Origin of the sequence: Bacillus sp. B15-48, assembly GCF_016879755.1 — a bacterium.
Taxonomy (GTDB): domain Bacteria; phylum Bacillota; class Bacilli; order Bacillales; family Cytobacillaceae; genus Mesobacillus_B.
The window spans coordinates 195,015-217,750 of the sequence record NZ_WOFU01000005.1 but is presented as its reverse complement, the minus strand read 5'-3'; the positions used below and the strand labels follow the sequence as shown (position 1 = coordinate 217,750).

The 22,736-nt window shown below is 39.6% G+C and carries 23 protein-coding genes; 22 read left to right on the top strand and 1 reads right to left on the bottom strand.

Annotation, left to right across the window (positions count from 1 at the left end):
* From rpoZ to spoVM, 13 genes are all read left to right on the top strand, one after another.
* On the top strand, positions 1–222 hold the full coding sequence (gene rpoZ / locus GNT69_RS17175) for a DNA-directed RNA polymerase subunit omega (protein ID WP_203556203.1): 222 nt from the start codon (positions 1–3) through the stop codon (positions 220–222).
* A gap of 141 nt (positions 223–363) precedes the next feature.
* A complete protein-coding gene (gene coaBC / locus GNT69_RS17170) occupies positions 364–1,575 on the top strand; it encodes a bifunctional phosphopantothenoylcysteine decarboxylase/phosphopantothenate--cysteine ligase CoaBC (RefSeq protein ID WP_203556202.1) in 1,212 nt (403 codons plus the stop codon).
* Entirely contained in the window at positions 1,572–3,986 is a 2,415-nt protein-coding gene (priA, locus tag GNT69_RS17165) for a primosomal protein N' (RefSeq protein WP_203556201.1), read from the top strand. Before coaBC ends, priA begins: the two co-directional genes overlap by 4 nt.
* 73 nt (positions 3,987–4,059) lie before the next feature.
* Entirely contained in the window at positions 4,060–4,545 is a 486-nt protein-coding gene (gene def, locus GNT69_RS17160; RefSeq protein WP_203556200.1) for a peptide deformylase, read from the top strand.
* On the top strand, positions 4,542–5,498 hold the full coding sequence (gene fmt / locus GNT69_RS17155) for a methionyl-tRNA formyltransferase (RefSeq protein WP_203556199.1): 957 nt from the start codon (positions 4,542–4,544) through the stop codon (positions 5,496–5,498). Before def ends, fmt begins: the two co-directional genes overlap by 4 nt.
* A complete protein-coding gene (gene rsmB / locus GNT69_RS17150; protein ID WP_203556198.1) occupies positions 5,488–6,840 on the top strand; it encodes a 16S rRNA (cytosine(967)-C(5))-methyltransferase RsmB in 1,353 nt (450 codons plus the stop codon). The genes fmt and rsmB overlap by 11 nt, the downstream gene beginning before the upstream one ends.
* A 16-nt stretch (positions 6,841–6,856) precedes the next feature.
* On the top strand, positions 6,857–7,933 hold the full coding sequence (gene rlmN, locus GNT69_RS17145; protein ID WP_203556301.1) for a dual-specificity RNA methyltransferase RlmN: 1,077 nt from the start codon (positions 6,857–6,859) through the stop codon (positions 7,931–7,933).
* A 4-nt stretch (positions 7,934–7,937) separates the two neighbouring features.
* Positions 7,938–8,687, top strand: coding sequence for a Stp1/IreP family PP2C-type Ser/Thr phosphatase (locus GNT69_RS17140; RefSeq protein ID WP_203556302.1), 750 nt, complete (start codon positions 7,938–7,940; stop codon positions 8,685–8,687).
* A gap of 4 nt (positions 8,688–8,691) precedes the next feature.
* Positions 8,692–10,680 (top strand): Stk1 family PASTA domain-containing Ser/Thr kinase, encoded by a 1,989-nt coding sequence (gene pknB, locus GNT69_RS17135; protein ID WP_203556197.1) that lies wholly within the window; start codon positions 8,692–8,694, stop codon positions 10,678–10,680.
* 66 nt (positions 10,681–10,746) lie between these two features.
* Positions 10,747–11,631: a ribosome small subunit-dependent GTPase A gene (gene rsgA / locus GNT69_RS17130; RefSeq protein WP_203556196.1), complete on the top strand. Its 885-nt coding sequence runs from the start codon at positions 10,747–10,749 to the stop codon at positions 11,629–11,631.
* A gap of 4 nt (positions 11,632–11,635) precedes the next feature.
* Positions 11,636–12,280 (top strand): ribulose-phosphate 3-epimerase, encoded by a 645-nt coding sequence (rpe, locus tag GNT69_RS17125; protein WP_203556195.1) that lies wholly within the window; start codon positions 11,636–11,638, stop codon positions 12,278–12,280.
* Positions 12,281–12,349: 69 nt separating this feature from the next.
* Positions 12,350–13,000, top strand: a complete 651-nt coding sequence (locus GNT69_RS17120; protein WP_203556300.1) for a thiamine diphosphokinase — start codon at positions 12,350–12,352, stop codon at positions 12,998–13,000.
* 102 nt (positions 13,001–13,102) lie between these two features.
* A complete protein-coding gene (spoVM, locus tag GNT69_RS17115; protein ID WP_203556299.1) occupies positions 13,103–13,183 on the top strand; it encodes a stage V sporulation protein SpoVM in 81 nt (26 codons plus the stop codon).
* 115 nt (positions 13,184–13,298) lie between these two features.
* Here spoVM and rpmB read toward each other — a convergent pair whose 3' ends face one another.
* A complete protein-coding gene (gene rpmB, locus GNT69_RS17110; RefSeq protein ID WP_203556194.1) occupies positions 13,299–13,487 on the bottom strand; it encodes a 50S ribosomal protein L28 in 189 nt (62 codons plus the stop codon).
* Positions 13,488–13,783: 296 nt separating this feature from the next.
* On the opposite strand from rpmB, the gene GNT69_RS17105 reads away from it, so the two are divergent.
* The 9 genes from GNT69_RS17105 to rnc all read left to right on the top strand — a co-directional run bounded on the left by GNT69_RS17105 (position 13,784) and on the right by rnc (position 22,732).
* Entirely contained in the window at positions 13,784–14,146 is a 363-nt protein-coding gene (locus GNT69_RS17105; protein ID WP_203556193.1) for an Asp23/Gls24 family envelope stress response protein, read from the top strand.
* 15 nt (positions 14,147–14,161) lie between these two features.
* Entirely contained in the window at positions 14,162–15,832 is a 1,671-nt protein-coding gene (locus GNT69_RS17100) for a DAK2 domain-containing protein (RefSeq protein ID WP_203556192.1), read from the top strand.
* 203 nt (positions 15,833–16,035) lie between these two features.
* Entirely contained in the window at positions 16,036–18,084 is a 2,049-nt protein-coding gene (gene recG / locus GNT69_RS17095; RefSeq protein WP_203556191.1) for an ATP-dependent DNA helicase RecG, read from the top strand.
* Positions 18,085–18,211: 127 nt separating this feature from the next.
* Positions 18,212–18,787 carry a transcription factor FapR gene (fapR, locus tag GNT69_RS17090; protein WP_203556298.1) on the top strand — a complete coding sequence of 192 codons (576 nt, stop codon included), beginning with the start codon at positions 18,212–18,214 and terminating at the stop codon, positions 18,785–18,787.
* A gap of 5 nt (positions 18,788–18,792) precedes the next feature.
* Entirely contained in the window at positions 18,793–19,770 is a 978-nt protein-coding gene (gene plsX, locus GNT69_RS17085) for a phosphate acyltransferase PlsX (protein WP_203556190.1), read from the top strand.
* Positions 19,771–19,795: 25 nt separating this feature from the next.
* Positions 19,796–20,740: an ACP S-malonyltransferase gene (gene fabD, locus GNT69_RS17080; protein WP_203556189.1), complete on the top strand. Its 945-nt coding sequence runs from the start codon at positions 19,796–19,798 to the stop codon at positions 20,738–20,740.
* 1 nt (position 20,741) lies between these two features.
* On the top strand, positions 20,742–21,485 hold the full coding sequence (gene fabG / locus GNT69_RS17075; RefSeq protein WP_203556188.1) for a 3-oxoacyl-[acyl-carrier-protein] reductase: 744 nt from the start codon (positions 20,742–20,744) through the stop codon (positions 21,483–21,485).
* A 71-nt stretch (positions 21,486–21,556) separates the two neighbouring features.
* Positions 21,557–21,790 (top strand): acyl carrier protein, encoded by a 234-nt coding sequence (gene acpP / locus GNT69_RS17070; protein ID WP_203556187.1) that lies wholly within the window; start codon positions 21,557–21,559, stop codon positions 21,788–21,790.
* 162 nt (positions 21,791–21,952) lie between these two features.
* Positions 21,953–22,732, top strand: coding sequence for a ribonuclease III (gene rnc, locus GNT69_RS17065; protein WP_203556186.1), 780 nt, complete (start codon positions 21,953–21,955; stop codon positions 22,730–22,732).
* Positions 22,733–22,736 lie beyond the last annotated feature (4 nt).

Here is a 22,736-nt window from a genome sequence, read left to right as displayed (position 1 = left end):
TTGCTTTATCCTTCTATTGATTCGTTATTAACAAAAATTGATTCAAAATACTCACTTGTTTCGGTTGCAGCAAAACGGGCAAGAGTTATGCAAATTAAGGAAAATCCATTGCTTGACAAATATGTTTCCCATAAATATGTCGGCAAGGCTCTTGAAGAAATTCATTCAGACACACTTCACTATAAGACAAATGCTTCACAAGGTGCTTATACGGATGAATAAAAGATGTAACAACCTAACTCTAGGTTGTTATTTTTTTAGTTCATAATAGTAAAAAAATTTTTTTATATAGGTTACTAGTGAAAAAACAGACGTGTTCACTCATAATAAAATTAGATTAACCATGTTAGTGAGGGGATTTAAATGCTGAACGGAAAAAAAATCTTGTTATGTGTTACAGGTGGGATTGCTGTTTATAAAGCGGCAGCGCTTACTAGTAAGCTAAACCAAGCAGGAGCAGAGGTAAAGGTAATTTTAAGTGAATCAGCTACAAAATTTGTTACACCATTAACCTTTCAATCTTTAGCAAGGAATGAAGTATATACGGATACATTTGATGAAAAGAACCCGAAAGTGGTTGCTCATATTGATCTGGCAGATTGGGCCGATTTAGTGCTTGTTGCCCCGGCAACAGCAAATATCATTGGCAAGTTAGCGAATGGCATCGCTGATGATATGATTTCAACCACCTTATTAGCGGTAACCTCTCCCATTTGGATTGCGCCGGCAATGAATGTACATATGTATGATCATCCTGCAGTAAAACGGAATATGCAAACCCTTGTAGAGGATGGCTATGCTTTTATTGAACCAGGAGAAGGGTACTTAGCTTGTGGGTATGTTGGGAAAGGAAGGTTGGAAGAGCCTGAAACGATTGTCAAACTGGTAGCGGCAAACTTTCAGCCTACGAACAAAAGACTAAGTGGGAAAACACTAGTCGTCACTGCTGGTCCGACAAGAGAAAAAATCGATCCGGTTCGCTTCTTAACGAATCATTCAACTGGGAAAATGGGATATGCCATTGCAGAGGAGGCAAGCAAACTAGGAGCGAAAGTAATCTTGGTTAGCGGACCAGTCGCTTTGTCGTCCCCTCCTAATGTCGAACTCATTAAAGTGGAGAGTGCTGAAGAGATGTTCCATGCAGTGATTGATACATTTAATGAGGCGGATGTTGTCATTAAGACAGCTGCTGTCGCTGACTATCGTCCAAAAACTACGTATGATAATAAGGTGAAGAAACAAGAAGGCGGTCAAATGCTGGAATTAGAGCGAACAAAAGATATTTTGTTTGAATTAGGTCAACGAAAGGCTCATCAGTTATTAGTTGGTTTTGCCGCGGAGACGGACAATGTTCATGAATATGCGCGTTCCAAATTACTAAAGAAAAACGCAGATATGATTGTCGCCAACGATGTGAAAAAAGAAGGCGCGGGGTTTGGCTCTGACACAAATATTGTCTCTATTTTTAAAAAAGATGGCGATATTCTCAACTTGCCAATGATGTCAAAGAGTGAGGTTGCTAAACATTTGCTTTCAGAAGTGGCAGACGCATTAGATAAGGAAGAAATGGAATGAAGGTAGCCCGTGTCATTGTGGATGTACCAGCAAAACAGACAGACAAGCCCTTTGATTATTTAATACCAGAACAGTTAGAAAAGGTGATTGTACCGGGAGTGAGGGTGAACGTTCCTTTTGGTCCGCGAAATATCTCAGGATTTGTTACGGAAATTAATTCAAGCTCAAATGTTAAGAAGCTTAAGGAAATAGCAGAACCGTTAGATTTAACTCCAGTGCTTAATCAAGAATTACTCGCTCTAGGGGATTGGCTAACCGAAACTACCCTTTGCTTTAAACTTTCCGCTTATCAAGTTATGTTGCCAGCAGCATTGAAGGCAAAATACGAAAAGAAAGTGGTCTTAACTAATCGGGACGACATCAATGAACTTCAAGAAGAGATACGTCCCCTCTTTCAAGCAAGGAACGAAGCAAAATGGCAGGAGGTTGTTGATAAAAATCTTATCCAGCTTTTAAAAAAAGAAATGGATAGAGGATTGGTAGATGTCATCTATGAGGTTAAAGACCGAGTTCGTAAGAAGAAAGTAAAACATATTATTCCTGCACTTAATCAAACTTTACTAATGGAGGAAATACTCAGGCTTCCTGTTCAGGCTAAAGGCCAGAAAGTACTGCTAGAGTATTTCATCCAAAATCCACGCTCTGTAGAACTAAAGTCTTTGTTATCAGAAGTTGGGGTGTCTCAAGGGTCGGTGAAAACTTTAGTAAAAAAAGGTGTTTTAAATGAGCAGCTCATCGAGGTTTATCGGGACCCATATGAATTCAGCCAGTTTAAACATCAGGAACCGCTTCCTTTAACCGATCATCAAAAAAAAGCGATTGCTCCAGTCCTCTCATCCATTGAAGAAAATCGACATGAAGTATTTTTGCTTTATGGTGTGACTGGCAGTGGAAAAACGGAAATTTATCTACAGTCGATTCAAAAGGTGCTAGATAAAGGGCAAGAAGCGATTGTCCTTGTCCCTGAAATTTCGCTCACCCCGCAAATGGTTAAACGTTTTAAACAACGGTTTGGAAATTTAGTTGCTGTCATGCATAGTGGACTATCTGCAGGAGAGAAATATGATGAATGGAGAAAGATTCAACGGAAAGAAGTAAAAGTAGTTGTTGGTGCGCGCTCCGCCATTTTTGCTCCATTTGAGAATCTAGGAATCGTCATTATTGATGAAGAGCATGAAACGAGTTATAAACAAGAAGAAAACCCCCGTTATCATGCTAGGGATGTTGCGATTCATCGGGCAGAGACTTACCATTGTCCAGTTGTTTTGGGAAGTGCCACACCTTCGCTTGAATCTTTTGCGCGAGCTCAAAAAGGGGTTTATACGCTGCTTAGTCTTCCGCAGAGAATGAATGAGCAACCACTACCAACTGTAGAAATCGTTGATATGAGAGAAGAGTTGCGTTCGGGAAATCGCTCGATGTTTTCAAGGGCTTTATTTGAAAAACTCGAAGATCGACTACAAAAAAAAGAGCAAACGGTATTATTTCTTAATAAACGAGGTCACTCATCGTTTGTAATGTGTAGAGATTGCGGCTATGTAGCCAATTGTCCATATTGTGAAATAACCTTAACGTATCATCGTTTTCAAGAACGAATGAAATGTCATTATTGTGGTCATGAAGAAAGTGTTCCAACTACTTGTCCGGAGTGCTTGAGTGAGCATATTCGTTATTTTGGGACGGGGACGCAAAAAGTGGAGGAAGAATTGACGAAGTTACTTCCGGAAGCCCGAGTGATCCGAATGGATGTCGATACAACTGGGCGAAAGGGAGCACATGAAAAATTATTAAACGCCTTTGAAGAAGGGGAAGCCGATATTTTATTAGGAACACAAATGATTGCCAAAGGATTGGACTTCCCAAATATCACTTTAGTCGGTGTTCTCAGTGCGGATACAATGCTTCATTTACCAGATTTTCGTTCATCAGAAAAAACATTTCAGCTTTTAACTCAAGTAAGTGGCAGGGCGGGGCGTCATGAATTGCCAGGGGAAGTTGTCATCCAAACGTATACGCCGGAACATTATAGTGTGGAATTGGCTGGTAGACAGGATTATGACCATTTTTATCAGCAAGAAATGATGGCTAGGAAAATTCATAAATATCCGCCGTTCTATTATCTTTCTCTTGTCACAGTTAGTCATGAAGACTTAATGAAGGTTGTTTCCGTCACAGAAAAAATTACTCGCTTAATTGCATCGAGGCTTTCAAAAGAGGCAGCTATCCTAGGTCCTGTAGCCTCGCCGATTCCCCGAATCAAAAATAGATATCGGTACCAATGTTTGATAAAATACAAAAAGGAACCTGAGTTGAAGCGAACATTAAAGTCGATCCTTGATCATTATCAGCGGGAAACGGCTTCAGGGAACTTGCAAATTTCAATTGATTTGAACCCGTATATTTTAATGTAATGGTATGGAACTCATTTGATTTGTGGAACATGATGAAAGAGATAAAAAGTAATTGATATATGGAGGAACAAAATTGGCAGTAAGAAAAATTGTCACACACCCAGCAGAGATTTTGGAACAGGAATGTGAGCCTGTTTTCCAATTTGATAAGAAACTTGGCAAGTTATTAGGAGATATGTATGAAACGATGATTGAATTTGACGGTGTTGGTCTCGCAGCCCCTCAAATTGGTTTAAAGAAACAAATTGCAATTGTTGACATAGATGATGGCTATGGACCTGTTGAACTTATTAATCCCGAAATTGTTGAGGCGACAGGGAGCCAAACTGGACTAGAGGGATGTTTAAGTTTTCCAGGGCTCTTTGGTGAAGTAACTAGAGCTTTTAAGATAAAGGTACGAGCGCAAAATCGAAAGGGAAAAACGTATGAACTTGAGGCCGAAGATTTCTTTGCACGTGCGATTCAACACGAAATCGATCATCTTCATGGCATCCTTTTCACTTCAAAGGTTAGTCGATACGTGGATGAAAAAGATTTAGAGGAGTTGAACAAAGGATGACAAAAATCATATTTATGGGAACTCCTGATTTTTCAGTTCCAGTATTGCAACAATTATTGAAAGATGGCTATGAAGTGGTTGCGGTCGTCACGCAACCAGACCGCCCGGTAGGAAGGAAAAAAATCTTAACTCCTCCACCTGTGAAGGTGGAAGCGTTAAAGCATGGAATCCCTGTATACCAACCAGAGAAAATTCGCAATGAAGAGGAATTGAAACCAATATTAGCTTTAAACCCCGACTTAATCGTTACCGCAGCATTCGGACAAATTTTACCGAAAGCATTATTAGAAGCGCCGAAATATCGCTGTATAAATGTTCATGCCTCCCTCTTACCTGAATTGCGTGGAGGTGCTCCAATTCATTATGCGATTATTAATGGGAAGGAAAGAACGGGAATTACGATCATGTATATGGCAGAAAAATTAGATGCCGGTGATATCTTAACACAAATAGAAGTTGCGATTGATGAGAAAGATAATGTTGGGACCTTGCATGACAAACTTAGTGCTGCTGGGGCAAAACTTTTATCTGAAACGATTCCAGAGTTATTGAAAGGGAAAATTACTCCAGTAAAACAGAATGAAGATGAAGCAACTTTTGCTTGGAATATAAAACGAGAGCAAGAAAAAATTGACTGGTCTAAGCCGGGTGAAGAAGTTTATAATCATATTCGTGGCATGAATCCTTGGCCAGGTGCTTATACGACTGTTGAAGGCTCTGTTTTAAAAATCTGGTCATCAGAAAAAATAACTGGTCTTCATGAATCAGAACCAGGGATGATTCTATCGGTTGAAGATGATGGGCTTATTGTCGCTAGCGGCAATCAGACAGCAATTAAAATAACGGTATTACAGCCAGCTGGGAAGAAAAGGATGGAAGCTGGGCAGTTTCTTCGAGGTGCTGGTTCCTATATGAAAGCAGGTATGAAGATAGGAGAGAGTCATGAAGGCTAACCGCAAAAATGTCAGAGAGACAGCACTTGAACTGCTCGAAAACATTGAAAAAAATCAGGCATATAGCAATCTCTTACTTAATCGTTCGATTGAAAAAAATAGCCTCCCTCAAAAAGATATTGGCTTATTAACTGAATTAGTTTATGGAACACTGCAACGTAAATGGACGCTTGATTTCTACTTGACCCCATTTATAAAAAACAACCGCAAGCTAGAAAACTGGGTTTTACAGTTAATGCGTTTAACTTTATATCAGATGGTTTATTTGGACCGGATTCCAGACCGAGCAGCGATTTATGAGGCAGTTGAAATTGCAAAACGTCGAGGTCATAAAGGAATTGCAAGTGTCGTCAATGGTGTTTTACGGAGAATTCAAAGAGAAGGTCTGCCAGAATTATCGAATATAAGAGATGAGATAAAAAGACTGTCGATTGAAACGAGTCATCCAGAGTGGCTCGTAAAAAGATGGGTGAATCAGTTTGGATTTGAAAAAACAAAGGCAATGTGTGAAATGAATTTGACCGCTCCTTTACAGACCGCTCGAGTAAATACAACAAAAACGACTGTTAAGGAATGTGTTAGCTTTTTAGAAGAAGAAGGATTTTCTGTGGAACAAAGTTCTATACTGCCTGAGGCAATTAAATGTTTGCGGGGCAATCTCGCTACATCGACCGCATTTAAACACGGATTGTTAACAATACAGGACGAAAGTTCGATGCTTGCTGCTCATGCGCTTGGGGTGCGGGGAGACGAGCAAATCCTTGATGCTTGTGCTGCGCCTGGGGGGAAATCCACTCATATTGCGGAAAGGCTTGATAATACTGGGAAAGTAATCTCACTAGATTTACATGAACATAAAGTGAAATTGATTGTCCAAAATGCAGAAAGGCTTGGATTAGAAAATATTGAAGTGAAACAACTAGATAGCCGCAACGTCCAAGAACATTTTGAAAAGGAATCGTTTGATCGAATCCTTCTCGATGCACCTTGTTCAGGGCTTGGTGTGATGCGGAGAAAGCCAGACATGAAATATACGAAAGTAGAAGAAGATTTAGTTAGGCTTCAAGAAATTCAGCAATCCTTGCTTGAAGCTGTTGCTCCATTAGTAAGAAAAGGCGGTATGATTGTCTATAGCACTTGCACAGTTGATCGTTCTGAAAATCAAGAAACGGTAAGGGTATTTTTGAAAAAGCATAGCGAATTTTTTGGAGACTCCTCGTTTTCTGAAAGAATGCCAGAGGCAATCCAACCTTTAATTGATGATTTTGAACTTCAAATCCTACCACAGGATTTTGGGTCCGATGGTTTCTATATTGCGTGTATTAAAAGGAAGGTGGAATAAAGTGGAACAGCCAGAAATGAGCAAAAATACAACATCAAATGAATACGAGAAGCCTTCCATCTATTCGTTACAAGTGGAAGAGTTGAAGGACTGGTTAGTCTCTCAAGGAGACAAAGCCTTTCGGGCGGAACAAATCTATGATTGGCTGTATAAAAAAAGAGTAACGTCATTTGCTGATATGACTAACTTATCAAATCAGCTTCGGGAAAAACTCGAATCTAGTTTTTTCTTAACGACTTTGAAAACGATTATTCAACAAACTTCATCTGACGGAACGATTAAATTTTTATTTGAACTACAAGATGGAAAGTCCATCGAAACGGTGCTTATGAGGCATGAATATGGAAACTCCGTTTGTGTAACAACACAGGTCGGCTGTCGAATTGGCTGTACATTCTGTGCATCAACACTTGGAGGGTTAAAACGAAATCTAGAAGCAGGAGAAATTGTTGCTCAAGTCGTAAAGGTGCAACAAGCACTCGATGAAACGGACGAACGGGTCAGCTCAATTGTCATAATGGGAATTGGTGAACCTTTCGATAATTATGATCATATGTTATCGTTTTTAAAAATAATGAATCATGAAAAAGGCTTAAATATCGGTGCAAGGCATATTACAGTCTCAACAAGTGGAATCATCCCGAAAATTTACGAATTTGCCGATGAAAATATGCAAATCAATTTTGCGATTTCACTCCATGCACCTACTTCTGAGTTAAGAAGTAAACTTATGCCGATTAATCGTGCATATAAACTCCCAGACTTAATGAAAGCTGTTCGTTATTATATCGAAAAGACTGGTCGAAGAATCTCTTTTGAATATGGTTTATTTGGTGGCGTAAATGATCAAGTTGAGCATGCCGAAGAGCTTGCAAAGCTTGTGAAAGGAATAAAATGTCACATCAATTTAATTCCAGTTAATTATGTTCCTGAACGTGATTATGTCCGTACGCCAAAGGCACAAATTTTTAAATTTGAAAAAGCGCTCAAAGATCGTGGGGTTAATGTGACGATTCGTCGTGAACAAGGTCATGATATTGATGCAGCATGCGGTCAACTTCGAGCAAAGGAACGGCAGGAAGAAACGAGGTGAGATGATGAATACTATTTTCTTAACGGATAGGGGAAAAGTTCGTTCTCATAATGAAGATAGTGGCGGTATTTTCATGAACCAGGTTGGCCAATACCTTGCCATCGTTGCTGATGGCATGGGTGGCCATCGAGCTGGAGATGTGGCGAGTGAAATGACTGTGCTTTTTTTAAAGGATGAATGGAAGAAAGTTGATAAACTTGAGACAGCTGAGCAAGCTGAGGATTGGCTTAAAAATAAAATTATTGACGTCAATAAACTAGTGTTTCAACACTCTCAGCAAAATGCCGATTGTAAAGGGATGGGAACGACGTTAGTAGCTGCCATCTGTACAGAATCTTTTGCAACCTTCGCTAATATTGGTGACAGTAGGGGCTATATTCTTAATGAGACAGGCATTCAGCAGTTAACAGAAGATCATTCCCTCGTAAATGAGTTGCTGCGCTCAGGGCAAATTTCGAAAGAAGATGCTGAAAATCACCCGCGAAAAAATGTGCTTTTACGAGCACTCGGAACAGAGGAAACGATATCTTTAGATAAGAAAACAATCATCATAGAATCCGGAGATTATTTAATGCTTTGTTCAGATGGATTGTCAAACAAAGTAAATGAGGATGAGATGGCGAAAATTCTAACTGAGGAAGGAAGTTTGAGTGAAAAAGCATCGAATTTAATCAGGCTTGCTAATGACTATGGCGGTGAGGATAATATTACCCTTGCAATCATTGAATATCCCGACGTCCTAGAGAGCAGGTGATACAATGATGATTGGGAAAAGAATTAGTGGTCGCTACAAGATTCTCGACATGATTGGTGGCGGGGGAATGGCGAATGTCTATCTTGCTCACGACATGATTCTTGACAGAGATGTAGCGGTTAAAATGCTAAGGCTTGATTTTGCTAATGATGAAGAGTTTATCAGACGATTCCATCGCGAAGCTCAATCAGCCACGAGTCTTACAAATGAGAATATTGTTAGTATTTATGATGTCGGAGAAGAAGATGGTTTATACTATATTGTGATGGAGTATGTTGCTGGTCAAACGTTAAAGCAATACATACAGCAAAGTGCACCGATTCCAGTGGAAAAAGCGTTGGACATTATGAAGCAACTAACATCAGCAATTGCCCATGCCCATCAAAATCAAATCATTCATAGAGATATTAAACCTCATAATATTCTTATTGATGATGAAGGAAATGTGAAAATCACCGATTTTGGAATTGCTATGGCTTTAAGTGCAACAAGTATTACACAAACAAACTCTGTGCTTGGCTCGGTTCACTATTTATCTCCAGAACAAGCACGAGGCGGTATGGCTAATCATAAATCGGATATTTATTCACTTGGAATTGTCATGTTTGAACTATTGACAGGAAGATTGCCTTTTTCTGGGGAGTCAGCTGTTTCGATTGCTTTAAAACATTTGCAGTCAGAGACACCTTCAATAAGGCGCTGGAATCCAAATATCCCGCAAAGTGTTGAAAATATCGTTTTGACAGCAACAGCAAAGGACCCATTTCATCGATATGATGATGTTTATGAAATGGAAGATGACTTACGGACTGCGCTTGACCCTAGCCGCCTTAACGAAGAAAAATTTACGATTCCAATTGATTACGAAGCAACGAAAGCGATTCCGATTATTTCAGATGATGGTTCATTTGATCAGGATCGTTTAGACGAAACGATAGTCCATAGTCAGCAAGAAAAAGAAACAAACAGGAATGATCAAATAGAAAAAGCGAAAATAAATAAGCTACCTAAGAAAAAGAAACGTAAAAAATGGCCGTTTGTATTGACATCTGTATTTGTCTTGCTATTATTGGCTGGTATCTTTCTAGTATTTATTGCACCAGACTTATTTGGACCTGATGATATTCCTGTTCCGGACGTAGAAGGAATGACCGTTGATCAGGCGGTTACCGAATTATTGACCGCTGGATTCGTAATTGGTGACCAAAAGGAAGTAAATGATGACCAAATCGATGAAGGGTTGTTAGTAAGAACGAACCCAAGAGCTGGAAGAATCGTTAAAGAAGGCACGGAGATTGACCTATTCATCAGCGCTGGAAAAAAACGTTTTGAACTATCAGATTATCGCAACCGACTATATGATGATGTCTTGCGCTTGTTGGAAAAGCATGATTTTAAAGATATTATTAAAGTGGAAGAACATGATGAAAGTGAACCAGGGACCATTCTTAATCAAATTCCTAGCGGGGGTGAGTTGATTATCCCAAGTGAGACGGTGCTCGAATTTAAGGTCAGCAAAGGTCCTGAATTAATCTCTCTTACAGACTTAAAGGGATACACCGCAAAAAGTTTAAAAGACTATGAAAACATGACTGGCATACGTATCCAGATAACTGAACAATTTCATGATACAGTTGCTGAAGGATTGGTTTTTTCACAAAACCCTGCGGAAGGAACACAACTGAAAAAAGGGAGTCAAGTTAATGTAATCATTTCGAAAGGGAAAGAAGAAGTGCCGCTCTTACCGAAAGAGGTTACGGAAGAAATAGCGATACTGTATGACGAAAACTTAGATGGAGAGCCGCAGCTTGTTCAAATATTTATTGAGGACATGGATAACAACATTAACACACCGGCAATTGAATATGAAATTACGGAAACTAAAAATGAGAGATTAACGTTTCGAATTGCACCTGGAGGAAAAGCAGTGTATCGAATTATAACAAACGATCAAGTATTTTTTGAAGATGAAGTTTATTATCCTGAGGATTAGGAAGAGTAATGGATGTTGTGGAGGAGTAGACCAAATCTTTTGATGAAAAATGTAAGGAGTGATGCTATGCCGGAGGGCAAGATTATCAAGGCTTTAAGCGGTTTTTATTATGTTCTCGGGGAAGAAGGAGTTGTCCAATGTAGAGGGCGCGGTGTTTTTCGGAAAAATAAAGTGACGCCACTTGTCGGAGATGAGGTAGTCTTTCAGGCCGAAAATGTAACAGACGGATATATTATGGAGGTAAAGGATCGGAAAAATGAACTAATTCGTCCGCCAATCGCTAATGTTGACCAAGCGATTCTCGTATTTTCTGCCGTTGAACCAGAGTTTAGTACCGCGTTACTCGATCGCTTTCTTGTCCTCGTTGAGTACAATCAGATTCAACCGTTAATTTGTATTACAAAAATGGATCTTCTGGAAGACAATAGGAGATATCAGTTTGAGCAATATGCGACTGATTATCGAAAAGTCGGTTATGATGTTATTTTAACTTCTGCAAAAACATTATTTGGTATGGTCGAATTAGAACCCTATTTAGACGGGAAAATTTCCGTTTTTGCTGGACAGTCAGGCGTGGGGAAATCTTCGTTGTTAAATGCCATTCGACCAGAGTTAGAATTGAAAACGAGCGGGATTTCCCATCACCTTGGTCGTGGGCGCCATACAACTCGACATGTTGAATTAATTAAAATTGGAAAAAATGGACTTGTAGCAGATACTCCAGGATTCAGTTCTTTAGAATTCACTGAAATTGAACCAGAAGAGTTGAATTTTTGCCTTCCAGAAATCTCCACCCATAGTGAGAATTGCAAATTCCGAGCATGTTTGCATTTGTCTGAACCAAAATGTGCTGTTAAAATGGCGGTGGATCAAGGAGAAATTCCTCACTATCGTTATGAACATTACAAAAATTTTTTACAAGAAATAAAAGATAGAAAGCCGAGGTATTAGAGAGATGGTGAAAATTGCACCTTCTATTTTATCAGCAGACTTCGCAAATTTAGCTGATGAAATTAAAGATGTTGAAAAAGGCGGAGCGGATTATATTCATGTTGATGTGATGGATGGGCATTTTGTCCCTAACATTACAATAGGTCCTTTAATTGTCGAGGCGATCCGTCCGATAACTACACTTCCACTAGATGTTCATTTAATGATTGAAAATCCGGATCAATATATTGAAGCATTTGCTAAAGCTGGAGCGGATTATATAACTGTTCACGTCGAGGCTTGCCGCCATTTGCACCGGACAATTCATCGTATTAAGGAGCTGAGAGTAAAGGCGGGAGTTGTGATCAATCCAGCAACCCCAGTTGAATCAATTTTACCGATCATTGAAGATGTAGATATGGTATTATTAATGACGGTAAATCCAGGTTTTGGCGGGCAAAAATTTATCCATTCTGTACTTACGAAAATTAAACAGGTGAAAGAAGTTGCTAACGTTCGGAACCCTAATTTAGAAATTGAAGTTGATGGGGGCGTAAATGCAGACACAGCAAAACTTTGTGTCGAAGCTGGAGCAAATGTACTTGTTGCCGGGTCTGCAATTTATAATGCAGAAGACAGAGGGATAGCGATTGCTACATTAAAAAGCTAAAAGAAAGAGACTGATCAAAAAGTGGATGAACTTTTGCTCAGTCTCTCTTTTTTTGAAGGAAGAGGTGGTTTGATGGTGATTAATATTGTTGGTGGTGGACCTGTGAGTCTGCTGCCTGATTTAAACAACTATGATAGCGATAGATGTCTCTGGATTGGAGTAGATAAGGGGGTAATGCCGTTAGTAACTGCTGGTATTATTCCGGATTATGCTGTTGGTGATTTTGATTCAATTACTGAACAAGAGTGGCAGCAAATTGAGAACTTAGTAACCGATCTTAAAAGGTTTCAACCAGAGAAGGATGAAACCGATATGGAATTAGCTATAAACTGGGCGCTTAAAAAAAAACCAAAGAAAATCAACCTTTTCGGAGCTACTGGAGGGCGGTTGGATCACTTTTTTGGCAATATTCAATTATTATTGAAGCCGGAATTGCAACATATATCCACTCAAATCGAAATCATCGATTGTAATAATCAAATTTTTATTAAAGGTCCGGGACGCTATTCGATTGCAAGGAGCCTGACCCGAAAATATATTTCTTTTGTCCCGATGACCCCTGTCGTTAAAGGGTTGACACTCTCAGGATTCAAATATCCACTTAACAATTGTCATATTTCCTTTGGATCTACATTATGTATAAGTAATGAATTAGTAAGTGATGCTGGTACTTTTTCATTTACAGAAGGCATAGTATTAGTAGTAAGAAGCAGTGATTGAAATGTCTTCTGTAATAGCAATTATTTCTTATTACTGAATATAATGGAAAAGTGAAATTTACTTTCGGTTGTTTTTGAGGACAGTGAGGAGGGACAATACATTATGAAGTTTTATACAATCAAACTGCCTAAATTGTTGGGCGGGCTTGTCCGGGCGATGTTAGGTGCGTTTAAAAAGGGTTGATAAAAAAGCATAATCGTTATTTTAGCACCCGAATAAACGGGTGCTTTTATTTGTGGGGAGAGAAAGAAAGAAAGCACCCAACGAATGGATGCTTTCTTACGTATCAAGATTGAGCTTATACGCGCTCAACTTTACCTGATTTAAGAGCTCTTGCAGAAACCCAAACACGTTTTGGTTTTCCGTCTACAAGAATACGAACTTTTTGAAGGTTAGCACCCCAAGTGCGTTTATTAGCGTTCATCGCATGGGAGCGTGCATTACCTGTACGAGTACCTTTACCAGTGATTGCACATTTACGTGGCATGTGTATTTCCCTCCTAACTTACAAAAGCTAAAACTATTTCGATGCATAAGTGCATTTTTTCGTCAGAACAATTAAGTCTGTTGTATATACCGTGATTCTGACAGTTAACATACTTTAATAATTTATCACAGAACGAAAGTGAATGCAATACTATTGATGAACGATATAAAGAAAAAAACCTTGACATAGGGTACTGTTTCCTGACTTATAATAAGATGGAACATAATGACTTTTAAAATTAAAATGCTTATAGTAAAATGACCTTAGTCTAGCTATTTGTAAAAGGGGGAACGACCATGTCCATTGAGTTACAAACAAAGTTCGGACAAATCGATATATCAAATGATGTGATTGCACAAATTGCAGGTGGGGCAGCTGTCGATTGCTATGGAATTATCGGAATGGCCTCAAAGCAACAATTAAAAGATGGGATTGCTGAAATGCTGCGCAGAGAAAATTTCTCACGCGGAGTTGTCGTTCGCCAAGATGATGAAGAGGTACATATTGATATGTATATTATTGTTAGTTATGGAACGAAAATTTCTGAAGTAGCCCATATGGTACAATCCAAAGTGAAGTATACGCTTGACCAAACGGTTGGGCTGGCGGTTGATTCAGTAAATATTTACGTTCAAGGTGTTCGTGTGACGAACCCGTAGTGAGGAGGAAAGGCTTTGTCAATTACAGTTCTCGACGGAAAACGTTTCGCAGAAATGATTATCCAAGGTGCGAATCATCTTTCTGCAAATGCAAAAATGGTTGATGCTTTGAACGTATTCCCTGTTCCTGATGGTGACACCGGTACAAATATGAATTTATCGATAACATCTGGTGCTAAGGAAGTTAAAAATAATATCCAAGATCATATTGGAAAGGTTGGTACCGCTTTATCTCGAGGTCTCCTCATGGGCGCTAGAGGAAACTCAGGGGTTATTCTTTCTCAGTTGTTCAGAGGATTTTCCAAAGCAATTGAGCAGCAACAAGTGGTAACAACCAAGGAGTTTGCTCAAGCACTTGAAGCAGGAGTCGCAACGGCATATAAAGCTGTCATGAAACCGGTGGAAGGAACAATTTTAACCGTTGCAAAAGATTCAGCCAGAAAAGCAGTTCAACTTGCAAATACTGAAAGTGACCTTGTGATTTTAATGGATGAAGTAGTTAAAGAAGCAAATGCCTCTTTAATTAGAACGCCTGATTTACTCCCTGTCCTTAAAGAAGTCGGTGTCGTTGACAGCGGGGGACAGGGACTTGTCATCATTTATGAAGGTTTCCTTGCTGTATTAAAAGGGGAAGAATTGCCAGCTGCTCGGTCTGTTGTAGATTCAATGGAAGATTTAGTGAATGCAGAGCACCATAAAAGTGTACAAGGGCATATTAATACAGAAGACATTGAATTTGGCTATTGCACGGAGTTTATGGTCAAATTCGAAGGGAAAAGGCCTTTCTCAGAAGATCAATTTCGTAATGATTTAAGCCGATATGGTGATTCCTTACTAGTAATATCTGATGAGCAAGTGGCAAAAATTCATGTTCATACAGAACGCCCTGGTGAGGTATTGACCTATGGGCAAACGTACGGAAGCCTCGTATCGATGAAAATTGACAACATGCGTCAACAACATTCAGACATCGTTGGTGAAAGTTCTAGAATAGCAAAACCAGTCACTGAACCAGTTGCTAAAGAAAAGAAGGACTATGGAATCGTAACTGTTTCTATGGGTTCAGGAATTGGTAGCCTGTTCAAGAGTATCGGTGCGAATGTGGTTATTGAAGGTGGACAAACAATGAATCCGAGTACTGAGGATCTTGTCAAGGCAGTGAAAGAAGCGAATGCTCATAAGGTAATTCTTCTTCCGAATAATAAAAACATTATTATGGCTGCTGAACAAGCTGCAGAATTAGCAGAGGAAGAAGTGATTGTTGTCCCTTCAAAGACTGTCCCACAAGGAATGTCTGCTTTATTAGCATTTAATCCTAATGCTGAATTAACTGAGAATAAAGCTGGAATGACAGAGGCGTTGAACCATGTAAGAACTGGTCAATTAACTTACGCAGTCCGTGACACGAATATTGATGGACTCGAAATTGAAAAAGGAGACTTCATGGGCATAGCTGAAGGGAAAATTGTCGTAAAGGATAAAAACCAAGTGCAAGCAGCGCAGGCTTTGCTTGAGAGCATGCTTGATGATGATGCGGAAATATTGACGATTCTTGTAGGTGAAGAAGTGATTCAACAAGATGTCGATGCCCTTACAAAATTTCTAGCGGAAAACTATGAGGATATTGAAATCGAAATTCATGCAGGTGGTCAACCACTTTATCCATTCATATTTGCGATTGAATAAGTAGTGTCAATAAAGGAAGGGGAGCGCCCCTTCTTTTATTGCTATTTGGAGTATAAATAAGTACCTATGTCTGCTTGTCAATCAGTGGGAGCATTTCTATGGAAAGAAATGATTTGTAAGAAAAAACGGAGAAGGGGGGCATGCGGTAACCGACCGACAACGGAATGGTGGAATTTAAATTTTAGGTTTGCCGCGAAAGAATCGTGAATGCAACGATAAACCAATCGATAACGGCTGTAAAAGGGATCGGTGCGGAGATGGCAGAATCTCTAGCAGAAATGAAGATTCAGACGATAAGAGACTTATTTGAGTACTTTCCGTATCGTTATGAAGATTATCAACTTCGTGACTTAGCAGATGTGAAGCATGAAGAGAGAGTGACAGTAGAAGGGGTGGTACAAGGGGAACCATCTGTTATGTACCATGGACGGAAGAAATCACGACTTACGGTAAGGTTGCTTGTTGGAAATTATTTAATAAAAGTGGTGTTTTTTAATCAGCCATATTTAAAACAAAAACTTATCCTTAATGAACTGATTACTGTCACAGGAAAATGGGATCAGCATCGGCAAACAATTACAGGAACACAAATGTCTGTTGGTCCTTATAGAAAAGACAAAGAGTTTGAACCGGTTTATGCGGTTAAGGGTAAAATAACCGTTAAACAAATTCGCCGATTCATCCAAAATGCTTTTGTTCAATTTGGAACTGAAATCGAAGAGCTTATACCAGTTGAGTTGATTGAAAGATACAGATTAATGGGTCGACAGGATGCATTGAAAGCGATTCATTCCCCTGCAAATGCAGAAGAAGCCAAGCAGGCTAGAAGAAGATTTGTCTATGAAGAGTTTCTTCTTTTTCAACTAAAAATGCAGGCTTTAAGGAAATTTGAGCGTGAACAGTCACAAGGAATCATACAGAATTATGATCGTTCTAGATTGAAAGACTTCATCAATCAGCTTCCCTTTCCGTTAACAAACGCACAAAAACGAGTGGTAAAGGAAATTCTTGTAGATTTAAAAACACCGTACCGGATGAACCGTTTGCTTCAGGGGGATGTTGGTTCTGGTAAGACCGTTGTTGCAGCAATTGCTCTTTTTGCGACAATAACGGCCGGCTTCCAAGGTGCCTTAATGGTTCCTACTGAAATTCTAGCTGAACAGCATGTGGAATCACTTACAGGACTGCTTGCTCCAGTGGGAGTGAATGCTCAGTTGCTCACTAGCTCTGTTAAAGGGAAAAAGCGACGGGAGTTACTTGAACAAGTTCACGAAGGAAAAGTGGATCTCTTGATTGGTACTCATGCTCTAATCCAGGATGATGTGCACTTTCAGAATTTAGGACTTGTTGTAACGGATGAACAACATCGCTTTGGAGTTGAGCAACGTCGCATTCTTCGTGAAAAAGGAGAGAACCCTGATGTTTTATTTATGACGGCCACTCCGATTCCGAGAACGCTAGCGATTACTGTCTTTGGTGAAATGGATGTGTCTGTTATTGATGAAATGCCTGCAGGCAGGAAGACGATTGAAACCTATTGGGCAAAACCTGAGATGTTGGACAGGGTTCTTGCTTTTATGGAAAAGGAACTTGTTCTTGGAAGACAAGCCTATGTAATCTGTCCGCTGATTGAAGAATCGGATAAACTGGATGTGCAAAATGCGATTGATGTTTTTCATATATTGAGCACCCACTTTGGAGAAAAGTACAAAACCGGTTTAATGCATGGAAGGCTTAGTTCAACAGAAAAAGAAGCTGTTATGAAGGATTTCGCAGAAAACCGTGTTCAAATCCTTGTTTCAACGACGGTTGTAGAGGTTGGTGTCAATGTCCCTAATGCAACGTTCATGTTAATTTATGACGCCGAACGGTTTGGTCTTTCCCAATTACATCAGCTTCGTGGCCGAGTAGGAAGAGGAAGTGAACAAAGCTATTGCATTTTATTAGCCAACCCTAAAAGTGAAGTTGGAAAAGAGAGAATGCGAATTATGACTGAAACAAATGATGGCTTTGTATTGAGTGAAAAAGATCTTGAACTGCGCGGACCAGGTGACTTTTTTGGGAAGAAGCAAAGCGGTCTTCCTGAATTCAAAGTGGCTGACATGGTTCATGACTACCGTGCGCTTGAAACAGCGAGAAATGATGCGGCTCTCTTAATCCAAGCAACAGCCTTTTGGCAAACAGATAAATATAGACTGTTAAGACAAATGCTTCAAGAAAGCGGTGCTTTGACAGGTGAGAAACTCGATTAATCACTAATCTTTGTAGTCAAATTGAATGTGGAAGGAACAATTGCTTCCACATTTTTTCTTGCATTTTACATTGCTTTTATTTATATTACTATTAGGACCTAGTCATAATACTTCGGATGTGATGATGATGAGACGAACGAAACGAGAACGCCAGCAACTATTGGTGGAAACGATTAAAGAAAATCCGTTTGTAACGGATGAAGAACTAGCAGAAAAATTTTCTGTAAGTATTCAAACCATTAGGCTTGATCGGCTAGAGCTATCAATTCCAGAATTAAGGGAAAGAATAAAGCATGTCGCTGAAAAACGGTTTGAAGATGAAGTAAGGTCATTGCCCCTTGAAGAAGTAATTGGTGAAATTATTGATATAGATCTTGATCGAAGTGCAATTTCAATTTTAGATATTAAAATGGAGCATGTTTTCATTCGAAATAAAATAGCTCGTGGACATCATTTATTTGCGCAAGCAAACTCATTAGCGGTTGCTGTTATCAATGATGAACTGGCTTTAACTAGGAAAGCAAACATTCGGTTTGCTCAGTCAGTTAAAGAAGGAGAACGGGTCGTTGCCAAAGCGAGGGTAACAAAGATTGATGAGGTAACTGGGAGAACGTTTGTCGAAGTGAATAGCTATGTGAATAATGAACTTGTGTTTTTCGGCGAATTTGAAATGTACCGCTCACAAAATAATACTAAGGGATGAAACATATGAGACTAGCAATCGACGCAATGGGGGGAGACAATGCTCCGAAAGAAGTCGTCCTTGGAGCGATGAAAGCTGTTCAAACTTTTAATGATATACATATTATTCTTGTTGGCGATGAAAATAAAATCCGTCAACATTTAACGAATGAAGAAAAAATCGAGATTATTCATACAGAAGAAGTGATCTTAGGGACAGATGAGCCTGTACGTGCCGTTCGTCGAAAAAAAGATGCTTCCTTAGTTGTCGCAGCAAGGCAAGTGACCGAGGGGAAAGCAGATGCTTGTCTTTCTGCAGGAAATACAGGAGCGCTAATGGCAGCTGGCTTATTTGTTGTCGGTAGAATTAATGGAATTGAACGTCCGGCCCTTGCCCCGACGTTACCTACAATAGGTGGAGAAGGATTTCTATTGCTTGATGTAGGTGCAAACGCAGACGCAAAACCAGAGCATCTTCTCCAGTATGCGTTAATGGGGTCTATTTACAGTGAAAAAGCTAGAGGAATAAAACAACCTCGGGTAGGTTTATTAAACATTGGTACCGAAGAAACAAAGGGGAATGAATTAACGAGAAACACTTATTCCCTTTTAAAAGAAGCGGATATTCATTTTATCGGCAATGTTGAGGCGAGAGATTTATTAAATGGTGTTGCTGATGTTGTCGTTACCGATGGTTTTACAGGAAACATGGTTTTGAAAACAATTGAAGGAACAGCGATGTCTGTTTTTAAAATGGTTAAACAAACATTGATGTCAAGTTTGAAAACAAAGCTAGCGGCAGCTGTACTTAAACCGGATCTGAATGAAATTAAAAATAAAATGGATTATACGGAATATGGAGGTGCAGGCTTATTTGGTCTAAAAGCTCCTGTAATAAAAGCACATGGCTCCTCAGATGCGAATGCGATTTATAATTCGATTCGTCAAGCAAGAGAAATGATTGCAACAGATGTTGCAGGTACGATTAAAAAAGCGATTGAATAAAAAAATGATGTGAAGGGGGATGTTTATGGGTAAGATTGCGTTTTTATTTCCTGGGCAAGGGTCCCAACAAGTAGGAATGGGGAAAGAGCTCGCTGAAGCAAATGAACAAATAATGAACTATTTTCATCTAGCTGATGAGGTGCTAAATGAACAATTAAGTTCGACTATTTTTGAAGGACCACAAGAAAAATTAACTTTAACGGTCAATGCACAACCGGCTTTATTGACCACGAGTATCGCGATTTTAAATTATTTTAAACAATTAGGGGTTAAAGCTGATTTTGTGGCAGGTCATAGCCTCGGTGAGTACTCTGCACTTGTTGCAGCAGGTGCGTTGTCGTTTAAGGATGGGGTTTATGCTGTTCGTAAGCGTGGAGAGTTGATGGAAAAGGCTGTGCCAAATGGAGAGGGTACAATGGCAGCTGTCCTCGGTTTAGCAAGAGAACCGTTGGCAGCGGTTTGTGAAGAAGTGACGAATAGTGGACATTCGGTTCAGTTAGCAAATTTAAATTGTCCAGGGCAAATTGTCATCTCTGGTTCCAAAAACGGAGTGGAAGAAGCGTCAGTAAAAGCAAAAGAAGCTGGGGCTAAACGAGTACTGCCACTTAATGTTAGCGGTCCATTTCATTCGGAATTAATGAAGCCAGCCGCTGAGGAGTTTTTAAAAGTCCTTGATACGCTTGACATCAATGACGCAAACATCCCAGTCATCGCAAATGTAACGGCAGAACCGATGCAAGGCGCGGATGAAATAAAAGGGAAGTTAATTGAACAGCTCTATTCCCCGGTATTATGGGAAGATTCCGTTGCGAAAATGATTGACCTTGGTGTAGATACATTTATTGAAATTGGTCCAGGGAAAGTATTAGCTGGACTTGTTAAAAAAATCGATCGTAAAGTACAAACATTCGCTGTCTATGATGAAGTGAGCTTTCAGGCGGCGGCAGAGGCTTTAAAGGAGGGCAAGTAGGATGAAGTTAGAAGGGAAAATTGCACTGGTGACAGGTGCATCTCGAGGAATCGGGAAAGAGATTGCTCTTGAACTCGCGAGAGAAGGCGCGAATATAGTGGTTAACTACGCTGGCAGTGAAGCAAAAGCTTTAGAAGTTGCCGAAGAAATAAAGGCGATGGGCAGAGAAGCTATCGTTATTCAAGCGGATGTTTCAAACACGGAATCAGTTGAATTAATGGTTAAGCAAACGATTGAATCGTTCGGTAGATTGGATATACTTGTTAATAATGCGGGTATTACAAAGGATAATTTAATCATGCGCATGAAAGAATCGGATTGGGACGATGTCATCAACATTAATTTAAAAGGCGTCTTCCTTTGTACAAAAGCAGTGACAAGGCAAATGATGAAACAGCGCAGCGGCAGAATTATCAACATCTCTTCCATTGTTGGCGTAAGTGGAAATGCTGGTCAGGCAAATTATGTAGCTGCTAAATCCGGCGTAATTGGCTTGACGAAAACGACGGCAAAAGAGCTTGCTTCTCGAGGAGTTACTGTGAATGCTGTGGCTCCAGGCTTCATTACTACTGATATGACTGATAAACTTACAGATGAAATGAAAGCAGAAATGTTAAAACAAATTCCACTTGCTCGCCTTGGTGAGCCGGTTGAGATTGCCAAAACCGTATCATTTTTAGCTTCAGAGGACAGCCGGTATATGACGGGACAAACGCTTCACGTCGATGGCGGAATGTTCATGTAAATCGAAATTTGAGATTCTCTTTATTTATGAAATGGAATCATCTATAATTGCTTGAGGGGAGGTGAACAAGCATGGCAGAAGTATTAGAGCGCGTAACAAAAATTATTGTCGACCGTCTAGGAGTAGATGAGGCTCAAGTTAAAGTTGAGGCATCTTTTAAAGATGATCTTGGTGCTGATTCTCTAGATGTTGTTGAATTAGTTATGGAATTAGAAGATGAGTTTGATATGGAAATTTCTGATGATGATGCTGAGAAGATCTCCACAGTTGGTGACGCTGTAAATTACATAAATGGCAAATTGTAAACTGTTAGATTGACTCTAAAAGCTCCGTTTCTAAAACGGGGCTTTCTTCTGTATAAGACATCCACAATTCGGAATGAAAATTTTAGGTTTTTTTGCCTTTTACTTATTTTTTTTTGTAAACTAGCAGTAGTGTGTGTAAATTTTGAGCAAGGTGGAATTATAATGCGCCATATCGGTAGAGAAAAGGATAAAAGATTTTTTCGCGCAAAAGATCAAAAGTTTAAAGAGTTACAAATAAAAATAGGAATTCAGTTTATAAATGAGAAGCTTTTAAAACAAGCATTCACTCATTCATCTTATGTGAATGAGCACCGCCGTAAACCATATGAAGATAATGAAAGATTAGAGTTCCTTGGAGATGCCGTTCTTGAACTGACTGTTTCTCAGTTTCTGTATAAAAAGTATCCAATGATGAGTGAAGGAGAGCTCACAAAACTAAGAGCAGCTGTTGTTTGTGAACCGTCTCTAGTAGAATTTGCTAATCACTTGAACTTTGGTGAAGTGGTCCTTCTTGGTAAAGGGGAGGAAATGACAGGTGGAAGGTCAAGGCCGGCACTGCTTGCCGATGTATTTGAGGCTTTTATCGGGGCACTCTACCTTGACAAAGGAATTGATACTGTTCTTTCATTTTTAGAAGAAACAGTCTTCCCGAAAATTGATGCCGGTGCTTTTTCTCATGTGATGGATTTCAAAAGTCAGTTACAGGAGCTTGTTCAGCGCGATGGAGCAGGAACGTTAGAATATAAAATCCTGTCAGAAAGTGGACCAGCGCATAGCCGCGAATTTGAATCTCAAGTTTCTCTTGGTGGTCAACCGTTAGGTACAGGGAAAGGCCGTTCAAAAAAAGAAGCAGAGCAACATGCAGCACAAAAAGCGCTGGAAACTTTAAAAGCACATATGGAAGCGATCTCGAAGCAAAAGGACATCCAGAATAAAGATTAACCGA